The organism is Vibrio sp. 2433-A1, from assembly GCF_056726085.1.
In genome coordinates this window covers 19,226-36,661 of sequence record NZ_JBRESC010000014.1, presented here as the reverse complement: position 1 = coordinate 36,661, position 17,436 = coordinate 19,226, and the positions used below count along the sequence as shown (strand labels likewise).

The 17,436-nt window shown below is 46.8% G+C and carries 8 protein-coding genes; 5 read left to right on the top strand and 3 right to left on the bottom strand.

All coding sequences use genetic code 11. From position 1 onward, the window contains the following. Positions 1-310 precede the first annotated feature (310 nt). The 5 genes from gltB (ACU01J_RS14810) to ACU01J_RS14790 all read left to right on the top strand — a co-directional run bounded on the left by gltB (ACU01J_RS14810) (position 311) and on the right by ACU01J_RS14790 (position 13,187). Entirely contained in the window at positions 311-4,858 is a 4,548-nt protein-coding gene (gltB, locus tag ACU01J_RS14810; protein WP_481086403.1) for a glutamate synthase large subunit, read from the top strand. Next, the gene (locus tag ACU01J_RS14805; RefSeq protein ID WP_481086402.1) at positions 4,858-6,327 is read left to right on the top strand and encodes a glutamate synthase subunit beta; all 1,470 of its coding nucleotides are present in this window, start codon (positions 4,858-4,860) and stop codon (positions 6,325-6,327) included. The genes gltB (ACU01J_RS14810) and ACU01J_RS14805 overlap by 1 nt, the downstream gene beginning before the upstream one ends. Positions 6,328-6,757: 430 nt before the next feature. Next, positions 6,758-11,221 carry a glutamate synthase large subunit gene (gltB, locus tag ACU01J_RS14800; RefSeq protein ID WP_481086401.1) on the top strand — a complete coding sequence of 1,488 codons (4,464 nt, stop codon included), beginning with the start codon at positions 6,758-6,760 and terminating at the stop codon, positions 11,219-11,221. Between the two features lie 21 nt (positions 11,222-11,242). Further along, positions 11,243-12,655 (top strand): FAD-dependent oxidoreductase, encoded by a 1,413-nt coding sequence (locus ACU01J_RS14795; protein WP_481086400.1) that lies wholly within the window; start codon positions 11,243-11,245, stop codon positions 12,653-12,655. Positions 12,656-12,758: 103 nt separating this feature from the next. After that, entirely contained in the window at positions 12,759-13,187 is a 429-nt protein-coding gene (locus ACU01J_RS14790) for a DUF1499 domain-containing protein (RefSeq protein ID WP_481086399.1), read from the top strand. Between the two features lie 68 nt (positions 13,188-13,255). Here the strand turns inward: ACU01J_RS14790 and truB are convergent, their stop codons facing one another. The 3 genes from truB to infB all read right to left on the bottom strand — a co-directional run bounded on the left by truB (position 13,256) and on the right by infB (position 17,415). Beyond that, complete coding sequence (gene truB / locus ACU01J_RS14785; RefSeq protein ID WP_481086398.1) at positions 13,256-14,206, bottom strand: tRNA pseudouridine(55) synthase TruB; 951 nt, start codon at positions 14,204-14,206, stop codon at positions 13,256-13,258. Continuing rightward, positions 14,206-14,613: a 30S ribosome-binding factor RbfA gene (gene rbfA, locus ACU01J_RS14780; RefSeq protein ID WP_053440172.1), complete on the bottom strand. Its 408-nt coding sequence runs from the start codon at positions 14,611-14,613 to the stop codon at positions 14,206-14,208. Before rbfA ends, truB begins: the two co-directional genes overlap by 1 nt. Positions 14,614-14,727: 114 nt before the next feature. Then, positions 14,728-17,415: a translation initiation factor IF-2 gene (infB, locus tag ACU01J_RS14775; protein WP_481086397.1), complete on the bottom strand. Its 2,688-nt coding sequence runs from the start codon at positions 17,413-17,415 to the stop codon at positions 14,728-14,730. Positions 17,416-17,436 lie beyond the last annotated feature (21 nt).

Genomic DNA, 17,436 nt, shown 5'->3' with positions numbered 1-17,436 from the left:
TGATTGCATTTCCGCCTAACTAAATTGTAGGATACTTACAGATTTTGCTGTTTTATGTATTTTAAATTACATTAAAAATCGGCAAAACATCGGTGTTTTCCAACTCCCACCTATATAAATCACTAGATTGTGATACAAAAAAAATGGATTACACCAAGGATTGTTTTTCTCGCAATATTTTTCCTGCGAGATACGGAATGGAATCAAAGTCACCAACCTAGGCGACTTCGAATCATAAAAATAAAGGACAGGACGTAGAACTAGTTTCGACTAGCCCAATTGCGCCTATTTGAACTGGAAGGATGTATCCATGGTAGATAGAGAGCAAAGATCACAAGGTCTTTATACTCCAGAGCTGGAGCATGACGCTTGTGGTATCGGTTTTGTAGCTCACCTTAAAAACCGCAAATCACACGCAGTAGTGACTCAAGCATTAGATATGCTTGCACGTATGGAGCACCGTGGCGGTCAAGGGTGTGACCCTTGTTCGGGTGACGGTGCCGGTATCTTGCTACAAAAACCTCACGAATTTCTCTTAGAAGAAGCAGTCAAGCTTGGTATTAAGTTGCCTTCTTTTGAGAAGTACGGTGTTGGTGTTGTACTTTTCCCTAAAGATGAGCACAAACGTGCACAATGTCGTGACATTTTAGAACGCAATGCACAACGTCTTGAACTAGATGTTATTGGTTACCGTGTTCTTCCTACCGATAACTCGATGATTGGTGCTGATCCACTAAGCACTGAACCTCAATTTGAACATGTGTTTGTTTCTGGCGGCCCTGGTATTACACCGGAAGAGTTAGAGCGTAAACTGTATGTTTTACGTAACTACACCGTACGTGTTTGTCTAGAGAGCGTCTCTAATATCGGCGATGACTTCTACATCAACTCTATGTCTTACAAGACAGTGGTGTATAAAGGTCAGCTAACCACAGAGCAAGTACCTCAATACTTCTTAGATCTACAGAATCCAACGATGGTGAGTGCGCTTGCACTTGTTCACTCTCGTTTCTCTACTAATACATTCCCGCGCTGGCGTCTTGCTCAGCCTTTCCGTTACATTGCTCACAATGGTGAAATCAACACCGTTCGCGGTAACCTGAACTGGATGAAAGCCCGTGAAGCAATCATCGAATCTGACTTGTTTACTCAAGCTGAGATCGACATGCTACTGCCTATCTGTCAAGAAGGCGCATCCGATTCATCTAACTTCGATATGGCCTTAGAGCTCCTAGTTCTATCTGGTCGCAGCCTGCCACATGCGTTAATGATGATGATTCCTGAAGCGTGGCAAGAAAACAAAAATATGGATCCAACTCGTCGTGCGTTCTACCAATACCACGCGAACGTAATGGAACCATGGGATGGCCCTGCATCGGTGTGTTTCACTGATGGTGTTCAAGTAGGTGCAACCCTTGACCGTAACGGTCTACGTCCTTCTCGCTACACAGTGACCAAAGATGACTTCCTAGTGATGGCTTCTGAGTCTGGTGTTGTTGAGATTGAACCAGAAAACGTTGAGTTCCGCGGTCGTCTACAGCCAGGTCGTATCTTCGTTGCTGACCTTGAGCAAGGCCGCATCATTTCTGATGAAGAAGTGAAAGATGGCATTGCATCAGCGCAGCCATACGAGAAGTGGGTTGAAGAAAACCTACTGAGTCTGAAGAAACTGCCAGATGCGAGCAACGAATTCAGCCAGCCTTCGCCAGAGAAACTACTGCACAAGCAGCAAGCATTCGGTGTTAGCTCTGAAGAAGTGAACGAAATCATTGTACCTATGGCGAAAGATGGTAAAGAGCCACTTTCTGCAATGGGTGCCGATTGGCCACTAGCAATTCTTTCGCACCAGTCACAACATCTATCAAACTACTTTAAACAGCTATTTGCTCAGGTAACTAACCCGCCGATCGACCCGATTCGCGAGCGTATGGTTATGTCACTGAACACTTACCTCGGTAAGGATCAGAACCTACTAGCTGAGTCTCCAGAACACTGTCAGAAAGTAGAGCTTGAGTCTCCTGTTCTATCTAATTCAGAACTTGAGAAGCTGCGTGCTATCGACAACGAGCACCTACAAGCTAAGACACTAGACATCGTATTCCAAGCAAGTGAAGACGAAGGAAAGCTAGAACGTGCACTGAAGCGTATCTGTCAGTATGCAGAAGATGCAGTGATCGATGGTTACTCAATCATCCTTCTAACTGACCGCGCTGTTAACTCTAACCACGCCGCGATTCCAGCGATGCTAGCGGTTGGTGCTGTTCACCATCACCTAATCCGTAAAGGTCTACGTGCAAAATGTGATATCGTGGTTGAGACAGGTGATGCGCGTGAGACACACCACTTTGCAACGTTAATCGGTTACGGCGCAAATGCAGTGAACCCTTACCTAGTTATCGAAACTATGGTTGAACTGCAACGCACTAAGAAGCTTGACCCTGAAACCAATATTCGTGACCTATTTGAGAACTACCGTAAGTCGATCAACGGCGGCCTACTGAAGATTTTCTCAAAGATGGGGATCTCGACGCTACAGTCTTACCACGGTGCACAGATCTTTGAAGCACTAGGTATCAGCAAATCTGTCGTCGAAAAATACTTCACTGGTACCGTTTCACGTATCCAAGGTCTAACCATTGATGACATCGCGAAGGAAGTCCTCGTGCGTCACCGTATTGGTTACCCAACTCGTGAAATCCCAGTACAAATTCTTGATGTCGGTGGTGTTTACCAATGGAAACAGCGTGGTGAAAAACACCTGTTTAACCCTGAAACTATCTCACTACTGCAAGAGTCAACTCGTAACAAAGACTATGCACAGTTCAAACAATACGCGAAAGCGGTTGATGACCAAGGCGATAATGCAGCAACGCTACGTAGCCAACTAGACTTTGTTAAGAACCCGGCAGGTTCAATCCCGCTAGAAGAAGTAGAGCCAATCGAAAAAATCCTTAAGCGTTTCGCGACAGGTGCAATGTCATTCGGTTCTATCTCTTACGAAGCGCACTCAACACTGGCTGTTGCAATGAACCGCATTGGCGCAAAATCAAACTCGGGTGAAGGTGGTGAAGACCCAACTCGTTTCGAGCGCAAAGAAAACGGTGATTGGGAGCGCTCTGCAATCAAACAGGTTGCGTCAGGTCGCTTTGGTGTAACGTCTTACTACCTAACTAATGCTGATGAGCTACAGATCAAGATGGCTCAAGGTGCGAAACCAGGTGAAGGTGGTCAGCTCCCAGGTGATAAGGTTGATGACTGGATCGGTGCAACACGTCACTCGACTCCGGGCGTAGGTCTAATCTCGCCACCGCCACACCACGATATCTACTCAATCGAAGATTTGGCTCAGCTAATCTATGACTTGAAGAATGCTAACCGCGCTGGTCGTGTCAACGTGAAGCTAGTATCAGAAGCAGGCGTTGGTACTATCGCCTCAGGTGTCGCCAAAGCGAAAGCTGACGTTGTCCTTATCGCAGGTTTTGATGGCGGTACAGGTGCATCACCGATGTCATCTATCCGTCACACAGGTCTACCTTGGGAGCTTGGTCTAGCAGAAACGCACCAAACGCTTCTTAAGAATGGTCTACGTAACCGTATCGTGGTTCAGTCTGACGGTCAGATGAAAACACCGCGCGACCTAGCAGTCGCAACACTACTAGGTGCAGAGGAATGGGGTGTTGCTACAGCCGCTCTCGTTGTTGAAGGCTGTATCATGATGCGTAAGTGTCATAAGAACACCTGTCCTGTAGGTATCGCGACTCAGAACAAGACGCTACGTGAGCGCTTCGATGGCCGAGTAGAAGACGTTGTGACCTTCTTCCAATACATGGCTGAAGGCCTGCGTGAAGTGATGGCAGAGCTAGGCTACCGCACTATCGATGAGATGGTTGGTCAATCACACAAACTAAAAGTTCGCGATGATATCGGCCACTGGAAGTACAAGAACCTAGATCTATCGCCTGTGCTACATATCGAGCAAGCGCGTGAAGATGATGGCGTTTACAACCAAACGCAACAAAACCACAACCTAGAACACGTTCTCGACCGTAAGTTGATTCAGGCGGCTATTCCTGCACTTGAGAAAGGTGAAGCAGTCAACGCTGAGTTCCCTATCATCAACACGGATCGCTCTGCGGGTACCATGCTGTCGAACGAAATCTCTAAGGTGTACAAAGACCAAGGCCTACCTCAGCCAATGAACGTGAAGTTCAACGGCAGCGCAGGCCAGTCATTTGGTGCTTTCCTCGCTAAGGGCGTTAAGTTCGAAGTTGAAGGCGACGCAAACGACTACTGGGGTAAAGGTCTATCTGGCGGTACGCTCGTGCTTTACCCAGATGCGAAATCAACCATCGTCGCTGAAGATAACATCGTTGTTGGTAACGTATGTTTCTACGGTGCAACATCTGGTGAGTCGTACATTCGCGGTATGGCCGGTGAGCGATTCTGTGTACGTAACTCGGGCGCGAAAGTTGTAGTTGAAGGTATCGGTGACCACGGTTGTGAATACATGACTGGTGGTGTTGCGGTTATCCTTGGCTCAACCGGTCGTAACTTTGCGGCAGGTATGAGCGGCGGTGTTGCTTACGTTTGGGACAAGTCTGGTGACTTTGAAACCAAGCTCAACCCTGAACTGGTCGACCTAGACCCTATCGAAGCAGAAGATCGTGAACTACTTAAAGAAATGCTAACCAAGCAAGTTCAATTCACAGGAAGTGAAGTTGCTCAGTCTTTCCTTGATAACTTTGAAGCAAGCCTAGCCTCTATGGTTAAGGTCATGCCGCGTGACTACAAAGCGGTACTTCTAAAGCGTAAGGCTATCGCGGCGCAAGCACAAACGGAACAAGTGGAGGCAATATAATGGGTAAGCCTACTGGATTTTTAGAACATGGTCGCGAGCTTCCAAAGAAGCTCGACCCATCGGTTCGTATTGAAAACAACAAAGAATTCGTTTTGAACGAAGAGTTTGGTGACAAGATCAATACTCAGGCTTCTCGTTGTATGGATTGTGGCGTCCCTTTCTGTCACAACGGTTGTCCGATTGGTAACATCATCCCTGAGTTCAACGACGCGGTTTACCGTGACAGCTGGGAAGAAGCGTGGAACATTCTAAGTTCAACCAATAACTTCCCTGAGTTCACAGGTCGAGTGTGTCCTGCTCCATGTGAAAGTGCGTGTGTTCTTGGCATCAACCAAGACCCAATCACTATCTGTAATATCGAGAAAACGATTGTAGAAACTGCGTACCGTGAAGGGTACGCAAAACCTAAAACGCCTCGTTCACGCACAGGTAAAACGATCGCAATCATCGGTTCTGGCCCTGCAGGTCTTGCTGCAGCAGAGCAGCTAAACAGCGCTGGTCACTCGGTCACTGTGTTTGAACGTGATGAAAAAGTCGGTGGTCTACTGCGTTTCGGTATCCCTGATTTCAAACTGGGTATGGATGTGATTGATCGTAAGGTCAACCTAATGGCAGAAGCGGGCGTTGAGTTCAAAGTTAATCAACACATTGGGGTTGATGTGAATGCTCAGCAGCTTCGTCAAGAGTTTGATGTTGTACTTCTGACTGGTGGCTCAACGGTTCCACGTGACCTTCCTGTACCAGGACGTGAACTAAAAGGTGTTCACTTTGCGATGGAATTCCTTGGTCAAAACAACCGCCGTGCAAATGGCATGGACCTAAAAACGGAAGAAATTCACGCTAAAGGTAAACATGTTGTGGTAATCGGTGGTGGTGATACAGGTTCTGACTGTGTAGGTACATCAAACCGTCATAAAGCGGCAAGTGTTACTCAAGTTGAAATCATGCCTGTCCCACCAGAGAAGCGCCCAGCGAATATGCCTTGGCCTCAGTACCCAATGATCCTACGCACATCGACTTCACACGAAGAAGGTGTCGATCGTCATTGGAATATTCTGACTAAAGAGTTTATCAGTAACGACAAAGGTGAAGTTACTGGTCTACGTCTTGCGGATATCGTATGGGAAGATACGAAACCAGGTGAGCGCCCAAGCTTCAAAGAAGTCGAAGGCAGCGAGCGTGTTATTCCGTGTGATCTCGCATTCCTAGCAATGGGCTTCCTACACCCAGAACCAACAGGTGTGTTAGCACAGTTAGATATAAAACTGGATGAACGCGGCAACGTCGCGACTGAAGGTTTTGCAACCAACCAAAAAGGTGTGTTTGCCGCAGGTGATATGCGTACTGGTCAGTCTTTGGTTGTGCGTTGCATCAACGAAGGTCGTGAATGTGCGATTGCTATTGATGATTACCTAATGGGTAATTCAAACCTAGAGGCAAAAGCAGACTCATTGATGCTATCTGCATAATATCTAGCCACCCAAGCAACTTCCTTTAGTTGATTCTGGGTGGCAATGATTAAATAAACAATCCTTCCAAACTTTATAAGTTGACCAGTACATTGTGCTGGTCTTTTTTATTTTCCCGAAATAGGCAATGTTACAAAACCGTAACATTGGAAACCTTAAGTTTCTGAATTATATATACTATTACAGCGTATTAAGTGGTAAATCGCACATTGGCATGATTTTCCACCAAGAACTTGACCTTTTTCATAATAACCTATACGTTGTGAAGTCGATGAAAATTATTTCCTCAATATTTGTTAATGGTTCTAACGGGGTTTAGTGCGTATTTATACAAATAATAACAATTAGAATGAATAGTTAGTCATATATACCAACCCTTTTAATGTTGGTAGTTCTGTCGGGAGACAGGTGAAGCAAAGGGAGAATTGCAATGGCTCTATATGATCCTAATCTTGAAAAAGATAACTGTGGATTTGGCTTGATTGCGCACATGGAAGGTGAACCAAGCCATAAATTGGTACGTACCGCTATTTCAGCACTTGATCGAATGACTCACCGCGGTGGTATCGCAGCAGATGGAAAAACCGGTGATGGTTGTGGCTTATTGCTACAAAAACCGGACTCTTACCTACGTCTAATTGCTGAAGAAAATGGCTTTAACCTTGGCAAGCAATATGCTGTCGGTATGATTTTCTTCAACCAAGATCCAGCTAAAGCACAATCAGCTAAAGATGTTATAAACCAAGAACTTGCGCAAGAGACCTTAACCATTTCAGGTTGGCGTGAAGTCCCGACTAACTCAGCTGTGCTTGGCCCAATTGCAGCAGATTCACTGCCAAATATTCAGCAAGTTTTTATCTCCGCGCCTGCTGGTTGGCGTGAGCGAGATATCGAGCGCCGCCTTTATATTGCCCGTCGACGTATTGAGAAGCAGATCACTGATGATAGTGACTTCTATATCTGTAGTTTATCGACTCAAGTTATGGTTTATAAAGGGCTATGTATGCCTGCGGATCTGCCACGCTTCTACTTAGATCTTGCCGATCTTCGTATGGAGTCAGCGATCTGTCTGTTCCACCAGCGCTTCTCAACTAATACCCAACCACGTTGGCCTCTCGCACAGCCATTCCGCTATTTAGCGCACAATGGTGAAATCAATACCATTGAAGGCAACCGCCAATGGGCGCGAGCACGTGCGTACAAATTTTCATCGCCACTGTTGCCGGATCTCAAGACCGCTGCGCCATTCGTTAATGAAACCGGATCGGACTCTTCAAGTCTCGACAACATGCTGGATCTGTTCCTAGCTGGCGGCATGGATATCTTCCGTGCGATGCGCATGCTGGTTCCGCCAGCATGGCAAAATCACCCAGATATGGACCCAGATTTACGCGCCTTCTACGACTTTAACTCCAAACATATGGAGCCTTGGGATGGGCCTGCTGGGATTGTTCTATCTGACGGTCGCTACGCAGCATGTAACTTAGACCGTAACGGCCTGCGTCCTGCCCGATATGTAATTACTAAAGACAAGCTAATCACCCTAGCTTCTGAAGTCGGCATTTGGGATTACGCGCCAGATGAAGTAGCTGAGAAAGGCCGTGTCGGACCGGGCGAACTTCTCGTCGTCGATACTCGCCGCGGCAAGCTATGGCAATCGAGCGAAATTGATAATGACCTTAAAGGTCGCCACCCTTATCGCGAATGGATGGAAAATAACGTTCACAAACTGACTCCTTTCTCCGAATTATCGGATGATCAAGTGGGTGAGCGCAGCTTCGCCGATGATCAGCTAAAGACTTACCAGAAACAGTTTGCAATGAGCAACGAGGAAGTCGATCAAGTATTACGCGTACTTGGTGATATGGGCCAAGAAGCTGTCGGCTCAATGGGTGATGATACCCCTATGGCGGTACTTTCTTCTAAAGAGCGTTTAGTCACTGACTATTTCCGCCAGAAGTTTGCTCAGGTCACTAACCCGCCAATCGACCCGCTACGTGAAAAGCATGTTATGTCTCTGGCAACCAGTATTGGTCAAGAGATGAATGTCTTTTGTGAAACAGACGGACACGCCCACCGCGTGACATTTGGCTCACCCGTTCTGCTTTACTCTGATATGCAGCAGCTGCTCGAACTTAATGACCAGTATTACCGCAGCACAATCTTAGATATTAACTACGATCCTGAAGAGAAAGATTTAGAGAAAGCAATTCAGGATCTGTGTGACCAAGCAGTTGAAGTGGTACAAGATGGCACCGTTTTGGTTGTTTTATCCGACCGTAATCTGCAAAAAGGCTTGCTACCTATCCCGGCAGCGATGGCCGTCGGCGCGGTGCAAAGCCGTCTTATCGATGCCAACCTCCGCTGTGATGCCAACATCATTGCAGAAACAGGCACAGTACGTGACCCTCACCAATTTGCGGTGCTACTTGGTTTTGGCGCCACTGCCGTCTACCCATACCTAGCCTACGAGGCGCTGGGTAAAGTGATCGACGACGGTGGTATTGATAAGAGCTACCGTGAAGTGATGCAGAACTACCAGTACGGCATCAACAAAGGTCTGTATAAGATCATGTCGAAGATGGGTATCTCGACGGTTGCTTCTTACCGCTGCTCACAACTGTTTGAAGCGGTTGGTCTAAGCCAAGACGTGGTTAACTTGTGTTTCAAAGGTGTGACGACCCGTATTCAAGGCGCCAACTTCGAAGATTTCGAGCAAGACATTTACAACCTATCTCGTAAAGCATGGGCAAAACGTAAACCTATCGAACATGGTGGTTTACTCAAATATGTTCACGGCGGCGAATATCATGCCTACAACCCAGATGTGGTTGGTACATTGCAACAAGCGGTTAAATCGGGTGCATCATCAGACTATAAGAGCTTTGCTAAACAGGTAAATGAACGCCCTACTGCGATGCTGCGTGATCTAATGAAGCTGAAAAAGGCTGATACCTCTCTTCCGCTTGAGGAGATAGAACCCAGTACCGAACTGTTTAAGCGTTTCGACTCCGCGGCAATGTCTATTGGTGCACTCAGCCCAGAAGCACACGAAGCACTTGCTACTGCAATGAATCGCTTAGGTGGTTACTCAAACTCAGGTGAAGGTGGCGAAGACCCTCGTCGTTTCGGCACCGAGCGTAACTCACGTATTAAGCAGATTGCTTCCGGCCGCTTTGGTGTTACACCGCACTACTTAACCAACGCCGATGTGCTACAAATTAAAGTGGCACAAGGCGCTAAACCTGGTGAAGGTGGTCAGCTACCGGGTCATAAAGTAACCGCTGAGATCGCTAAACTTCGTTACTCAGTACAGGGCGTGACGCTGATTTCTCCGCCACCCCACCACGACATTTACTCAATTGAAGACTTGGCCCAGCTGATCTTCGATCTTAAGCAAGTCAACCCGAAAGCTCTGGTTTCGGTAAAACTGGTCTCTGAGCCGGGTGTTGGCACTATCGCCACAGGTGTAGCGAAAGCTTATGCCGACCTTATCACCATCTCCGGCTATGACGGCGGTACGGCAGCTAGCCCACTGACCTCAGTAAAATACGCGGGTAGCCCTTGGGAACTCGGTCTAGCTGAAACTCAGCAAGCACTAGTTGCAAATGGCCTGCGCCATAAAATCCGCCTGCAAGTTGATGGTGGTCTTAAAACAGGTCTAGATGTAGTCAAAGCAGCTATCTTGGGTGCCGAAAGCTTTGGCTTTGGTACTGCGCCTATGGTGGCAATGGGCTGTAAGTTCTTACGTATCTGTCACCTAAATAACTGTGCGACTGGTGTTGCAACCCAAGATGACACCCTACGTAGAGAATACTTCAAAGGCCTACCGGAAATGGTGATGAATTACTTTGTCGGCCTAGCTGATGAAGTACGTGAGCTACTGGCTGAGCTTGGCGTTGAGAAGCTGACCGACTTAATTGGCCGTACCGATCTACTAGAAGCAGTAGAAGGAATGACAGCTAAGCAAAGCAAACTCGACCTTTCAAATATCTTGGAAACACCAGTGTCACCGCAAGGCCACCCAGTTTACTGGACCGAGCCTAACGCACCGTTTGATAAAGCGGAACTCAACCAACAGATTATTGAAGATGCGTTAGCCGCTGTGGAAGCGAAGCAATCCGCAGACTTTTTCTATAACGTTATCAATACCGACCGTTCAATTGGTGCACGCCTATCTGGCGAAATTGCCAAGCGTTATGGCAACCAAGGCATGGCTGCCAAGCCAATTAAGCTTCATCTAGATGGCACTGCCGGACAATCTTTCGGTGTATGGAATGCTGGCGGCGTTGAGCTTTACTTGACTGGTGATGCTAACGACTATGTGGGTAAAGGTATGGCCGGTGGTAAGATAGCTATCAAACCTCACCAAGGTACGGCATTTAAGTGTAATGAAGCGACTATCATTGGTAACACCTGCCTATACGGTGCAACCGGAGGTAAGTTATTTGCCGCAGGTACCGCTGGTGAACGTTTCGGTGTACGTAACTCAGGCACGATTGCCGTGATTGAAGGCGCTGGCGATAACGCATGTGAATACATGACGGGGGGTATTGTTGCGATACTTGGCGCTACTGGCGTTAACTTTGGTGCTGGTATGACTGGTGGTTTTGCTTACGTATTGGATAAGAATGAGGACTTCCAAGGGCGCGTAAATGAAGAGTCAGTTGAGGCAGTTGCACTGTCTAACTTACACATTCACCAAGAACATCTACGTGGTCTAATCGCGGAACACCTAGAAGAAACCGGCTCAGTGCATGCTGAAGATATTTTGGCGAACTTTGATGAATGGATTCCAAAGTTCTACTTGGTGAAACCAAAAGCGGCAGACCTCAACACCCTGCTTGGTCACCAAAGTCGCAGCGCTGCAGAACTGCGCGTTCAAGCCCAGTAAGTCATGGAGGATGTATAGATCATGAGCCAGAACGTATACCAATTTATCGACGTACAACGTGTAGATCCTGCGAAAAAGCCAATTAAAATTCGTAAGATTGAATTCGTCGAAATCTACGAACCTTTTACTAAGCAGCAAGCAACAGCCCAAGCGGATCGCTGTTTAGATTGTGGTAACCCTTATTGTGAATGGAAGTGCCCAGTTCACAACTATATCCCTCAGTGGCTAAAACTGGCTAATGAGGGACGTATTATCGAAGCAGTTGAACTGTCCCACCAAACCAATAGCCTACCAGAGGTGTGTGGCCGAGTATGCCCACAAGATCGACTGTGCGAAGGCTCTTGTACTCTTAATGATGATTTTGGTGCCGTCACGATAGGTAATATTGAAAAGTATATTACAGACAAAGCTTTTGAAATGGGTTGGAAACCAGACATGTCGAAAGTCGAATGGACGGATAAGAAAGTCGCAATTATTGGCGCTGGCCCAGCAGGTCTAGCTGCGGCTGACATTCTAGTTCGAAATGGTGTTAAGCCTGTGGTTTTTGACCGTTATCCAGAGGTTGGAGGGCTACTCACCTTCGGTATCCCATCATTTAAGCTCGAAAAAGGCGTGATGGAAAACCGCCGCAAAATCTTTAGCGAAATGGGGGTTGAGTTCCGTCTTAATACTGAAGTCGGCCAAGACATCCAAATGCAGCAACTGATTGATGACTACGATGCAGTATTCCTTGGTGTTGGCACCTACAAGAATATGCGTGCAGGTCTTGAGAATGAAGATGCACCTGGTGTGTACGATGCCCTGCCTTTCCTCGTTTCTAACACTTATAAAGTGATGGATTTAGAGGACGACAAACCATTCATTGATATGAAAGGCAAGAAAGTCGTGGTGCTTGGTGGTGGTGACACCGCTATGGACTGTGTTCGTACTTCTATTCGCCAAAATGCAGACCACGTCATCTGTGCTTACCGTCGAGATGAAGCCAATATGCCAGGCTCTCGCCGCGAGGTGAAAAATGCCAAGGAAGAAGGGGTTAATTTTATGTTCAACCTTCAGCCTCTTGGTCTTGAGCTGGATAGCTCAGGAAAGGTCTCTGGTGTTAAGGTGGTTAAGACCGCACTTGGCGAGCCAGACGAGGCTGGACGTCGTCGTCCAGAGCCGGTTGAAGGCAGTGAACATATACTTGAAGCAGATGCAGTCATTATGGCATTTGGCTTCCAGCCGCATAAAATGGCTTGGCTTGAACCTTATGGCGTTGAACTCGATCAATGGGGACGCATCCAAGCGCCATCAGAGCAAGAGTTTATGTTCCAAACCAGCAATAAAAAGATCTTTGCCGGTGGTGACGCCGTTCGCGGCTCAGATCTGGTTGTAACCGCAATTGATGAAGGGCGAAAAGCAGCCGAAGGTATTCTCGATTACCTAGACGTCTAATTCGACTTTTAGCTCTATCAACATCACAAAAGGATCCTACAGTTGGATCCTTTTTTCTTGCGCTACATATAATTAAGCCAAAAATAACAAACAGGAATTCAACATGAAGAAAGCGGCTCTCATTTCCATCGCTATGTTGGGTTTAACCGCCTGTAGCCAAGGAGTTCAAACCATGACGGATCGTACTGCTTCACCTTGCGGTGATAAACCCAACTGTGTCTCAACGCAAGATCAGCGCGAGAAATATCAACTCGCCCCGTTTACCCTGACAGCAAATGCGAACCTAGATAGTATCGAGCAAGCAGCCCTTAAGCTACCAGGAGCGAAAACTGCAGTCAAAGAAGGGGGTTACTTACGTATCGAGTGTACCTCGAAGATCATGCGCTTTGTTGATGACTTAGAGTTGAAAATAGATGGTGACACACTGGTAGTACGCTCAGAGTCACGTGTTGGGTATTCAGATTTTGGCGTGAATCGTAAACGCGCCGATCTGCTGCGTGAGCGATTAAAAGAAGGCGGTCTTATCGAGTAGCAATGTCGTGGCCAGATACAAAAAACCGAAGCATTAGGCTTCGGCTTTTTAATTGGCGGGAAAGCAAATTACTGCTCAGTTTCATCACGGAAAACAACAAGGCGCTTAGGCGCAACCTTACCGTCACCATTGACTTCTGCTACACCAATAAACAGTTTCTCTTCACCAGAAGTCATACGCAGAGGCGTTCCTTCTGGTGCACCCAATACTTGTACTGGCATACCGTGCTGCACTAAGTTGGTCAACTCAGCATTCAAATTCACCTCTGGCAAATCTTCAACTGCGGTATCCATTGGCAATAGCAGCGGATCAAGCAACTCTTTTGGTGCCACTTCATCACGGTGTGCTTGCTCAAGGAGCTCATTGAGCTGTTCAAGCGTCACCATCTTCTCGTAAGGATATTTTGCAACTCCAGTACGACGAAGCATAGTCACGTGAGCACCACAACCAAGCATCTCGCCAAGGTCATCTACGATTGTACGGATGTAAGTACCTTTAGAGCAGTGAACTTCCATCTCGACTTCATCACCTTCAAAACGATGTAGTACGATTTCGTACACAGTGATCTTGCGCGATTCACGCGGCACTTCAATGCCTTTACGAGCATATTCGTACAATGGCTTACCCTGATACTTCAACGCCGAAAACATTGAAGGTACTTGATCAGACTCACCACGGAACTTATCGATAGATGCTTCTAGCTTCTCAAGAGATACATCAACTGGACGAGTCTCAACAACCTCACCATCAGAATCTGATGTATCAGTGCGCTCACCTAGTTTAGCAATCACTCGGTAACGCTTATCTGAATCAAGCAAGAACTGAGAAAACTTGGTTGCTTCACCAAGGCAAATTGGCAGCATACCTGTCGCTAGGGGATCCAGAGCACCGGTATGACCTGCTTTTTCTGCAAAGTAAATACGCTTTACTTTTTGCAGTGCATCATTAGATGAAATGCCTGTTGGTTTATCCAGAAGGATAACGCCATTAATTGGACGACCTTTACGACGACGAGCCATTACTCTTCACCTGCCTGATCTTCTTCACGACCTGAATCTTGCTGCTTGCGCTTATCTTCGCTTACCACTTCAGACACAAGGTTCGACATACGCATACCCTCAACAAGAGTATTATCGTAGTAGAAACGAACTTCAGGTGTTAGACGTAGACGAATGCGCTTACCTAGCATCATACGAATGTGCACTTCGTGTTCACGCAGTGCTTCTAGACAAGATTCTGGTGTTTGCTCGCCAACGCATAGGAAAGTAACGAATACTTTTGCGTAAGCTAGATCACGTGACACTTCTACATCAGAGATGGTCACCATACCTAGGCGAGAATCACGAACTTCACGCTGAAGGATCATCGCTAGTTCTTTTTGCAGCTGCTGTGCAACACGCTGCGTGCGGCTAAATTCTTTTGACATATCTTTTCTCTTATTAGAAAGAATGGGGGGATGGATAAATTCCAACCCCCCATGGTGTATTCAACAACCAATTACTGCTTATTCATCAAAGAGTAAGCCAGTAATCATAGTCAATTAGTCTAGAGTACGTTTAACTTCAACGATTTCGAATACTTCGATTTGGTCGCCAACGCGAACATCGTTGTAGTTCTTAACGCCGATACCACATTCGTAGCCATTCTTAACTTCTTGAACGTCGTCTTTGAAGCGGCGTAGTGACTCTAGTTCACCTTCGTAGATAACAACGTTTTCACGTAGTACACGGATAGGGTTGCTACGCTTGATGGTGCCTTCTGTAACCATACAACCAGCGATTGCGCCCAGTTTAGGTGACTTAAATACGTCACGTACTTCAGCAAGACCAATGATCTCTTGCTTGAATTCTGGAGCTAGCATGCCGCCCATTGCTTGTTTCACTTCATCAATCAATTGGTAAATGATTGAGTAGTAACGTAGGTCAACGTTAGCTGATTCAATTGCACGACGCGCTGAAGCATCTGCACGAACGTTGAAGCCAAGGATGATAGCGTTTGAAGCTTCAGCAAGAACTGCGTCAGTTTCAGTAATGCCACCAACACCAGAACCTACGATGTTCACTTTCACTTCGTCAGTAGAAAGTTTCAGTAGCGAGTCTGCGATTGCTTCAACAGAACCTTGAACGTCTGCTTTAAGTACAACGTTAAGTTCAGCAACTTCACCAGCAGTCATGTTAGAGAACATGTTCTCTAGCTTAGACTTCTGCTGACGAGCAAGTTTCACGTCACGGAATTTACCTTGACGGTAGTTTGCAACTTCACGCGCTTTACGCTCATCACGAACTACAGTTGCTTCGTCACCTGAAGATGGCACACCAGATAGACCGATGATTTCAACAGGAATAGAAGGACCGGCTGAAGTGATTTCTTTACCATTTTCGTCGCGCATTGCACGAACACGGCCGTATTCTTGACCACAAAGTAAGATATCACCTTTGTTTAGCGTACCTGATTGAACAAGTACTGTTGCAACTGGACCACGACCTTTATCTAGACGAGATTCAACAACAACACCAGACGCCATGCCTTCTTCAACTGCAGTCAGTTCTAGAACTTCAGATTGTAGAAGGATAGTCTCTAGAAGACCTTCGATGTTTGTACCCTGTTTCGCAGAGATGTGAACGAACATGTTCTCACCGCCCCACTCTTCAGGAATAACGTCATATTGAGCTAGCTCGTTCTTAACGTTATCTGGGTTTGCGTCTTCTTTATCGATCTTGTTTACAGCAACAATCAGAGGAACACCCGCCGCTTTCGCGTGCTGGATCGCTTCGATTGTCTGTGGCATTACGCCATCGTCTGCTGCTACGACTAGAACAACGATATCTGTCGCTTGAGCACCACGAGCACGCATTGCTGTAAATGCCGCGTGTCCAGGAGTATCAAGGAAAGTGATCATACCGTTATCAGTTTCAACGTGGTATGCACCGATGTGCTGCGTGATACCGCCCGCTTCACCTGAAGCAACGTGTGCTTTACGGATGTAGTCAAGTGTAGACGTTTTACCATGGTCTACGTGGCCCATGATAGTTACTACTGGTGCACGAGGTACTGATTCTAAGCTGTTATCACGATCTGATAGTACCGCTTCTTCTAGCTCGTTCTCTTTCCGTAGGATTACCTTGTGACCCATTTCTTCAGCAACAAGCGCTGCTGTTTCTTGGTCGATCACTTGGTTGATAGTCGCCATTGCGCCCATCTTCATCATTACTTTGATAACTTCAGTGCCCTTAACAGACATCTTGTTAGCAAGTTCTGAAACAACGATCGTTTCGCCGATAGCAACATCAGCTTTGGCTACTGTTGCTGTCTTATCAAAGCCTTGCTGCATTGAAGTTGGTTTAGCTAGCTTACCTTTGTTGCGGTTTCTGCCGCCACGCTGGTTACGGCCACCACGACCTTGGTCATCGTTGTTAGAAGCTTTTTTCTTCTTCTTACGACGGCCGCCTTCTTCTTTACGGTCAGCTGCATCTTCTGCTTCACGAGCGTAAGTAGAAGTCGTCACGTGGTAGTCAGAGTTCTCTAACTCTTTCTTTTTCTTCTCTTCTTCAGTCCAGCGCGCTTCGTTTTCTTCAGCTAGCTTACGAGCTTCTTCAACAAGCTTTGCAGCTTCTTGCTCTGCTTTGCGCTGTGCTTCTTCTTCCTGACGACGCTTAAGTTCGTCAGCTTCTTTCTTCGCTTGAGTATTCACTTCTGCATTTTTTGCATTCATGTCTTTCTTAGCCTTATCAGCTTGTACGCGTTGTGCCTTCTCTTCAGCGTCACGTTTTGCATCCGCTTCTCGTTTCGCTTTCTCTTCGGCCTCGCGTTGTGCTTTCTCTGCAGCTTCACGTTTTGCAAGCTCTTCAGCTTCACGTTTCGCAAGCTCTTCGGCTTCACGCTTCGCTGCATCCTCAGCTTCGCGTTTTGCTTCGTCTTCGATAGTGCTGCGCTTCACGTAAGTGCGCTTCTTACGTACTTCTACTTGAACATCCTTACTCTTGCCGCCACCTGCATTCACGCTCAGTGTGCTGCGAGTTTTACGCTGTAGAGTTAAGCGAGTAGGCTCAGTTTCACCTGAAGTGTCACCGTGCTCTTTCTTAAGGTGAGTCAAAAGCTTCTGCTTCTCATCGTCAGAAACTTGATCACTACTCGCTTTCTTCATGCCAGCGTCAGCAAGTTGTTCTAATAAGCGGTCCACTGGAGTTCCAATTTCTTCACTCAGTGCTTTAACAGTAATTTGTGTCATGCCGCTTCCTCCTTGCTGAAA

Excerpts from the sequence above, each read along its gene's own strand:
- ACU01J_RS14795 (WP_481086400.1), top strand. The coding sequence starts at position 11,243 with ATGAGCCAGAACGTATACCAATTTATCGACGTACAACGTGTAGATCCT.
- ACU01J_RS14790 (WP_481086399.1), top strand. The coding sequence starts at position 12,759 with ATGAAGAAAGCGGCTCTCATTTCCATCGCTATGTTGGGTTTAACCGCC.
- rbfA (WP_053440172.1), bottom strand. The coding sequence starts at position 14,613 with ATGTCAAAAGAATTTAGCCGCACGCAGCGTGTTGCACAGCAGCTGCAA.
- ACU01J_RS14805 (WP_481086402.1), top strand. The coding sequence starts at position 4,858 with ATGGGTAAGCCTACTGGATTTTTAGAACATGGTCGCGAGCTTCCAAAG.
- truB (WP_481086398.1), bottom strand. The coding sequence starts at position 14,206 with ATGGCTCGTCGTCGTAAAGGTCGTCCAATTAATGGCGTTATCCTTCTG.
- gltB (WP_481086403.1), top strand. The coding sequence starts at position 311 with ATGGTAGATAGAGAGCAAAGATCACAAGGTCTTTATACTCCAGAGCTG.
- infB (WP_481086397.1), bottom strand. The coding sequence starts at position 17,415 with ATGACACAAATTACTGTTAAAGCACTGAGTGAAGAAATTGGAACTCCA.
- gltB (WP_481086401.1), top strand. The coding sequence starts at position 6,758 with ATGGCTCTATATGATCCTAATCTTGAAAAAGATAACTGTGGATTTGGC.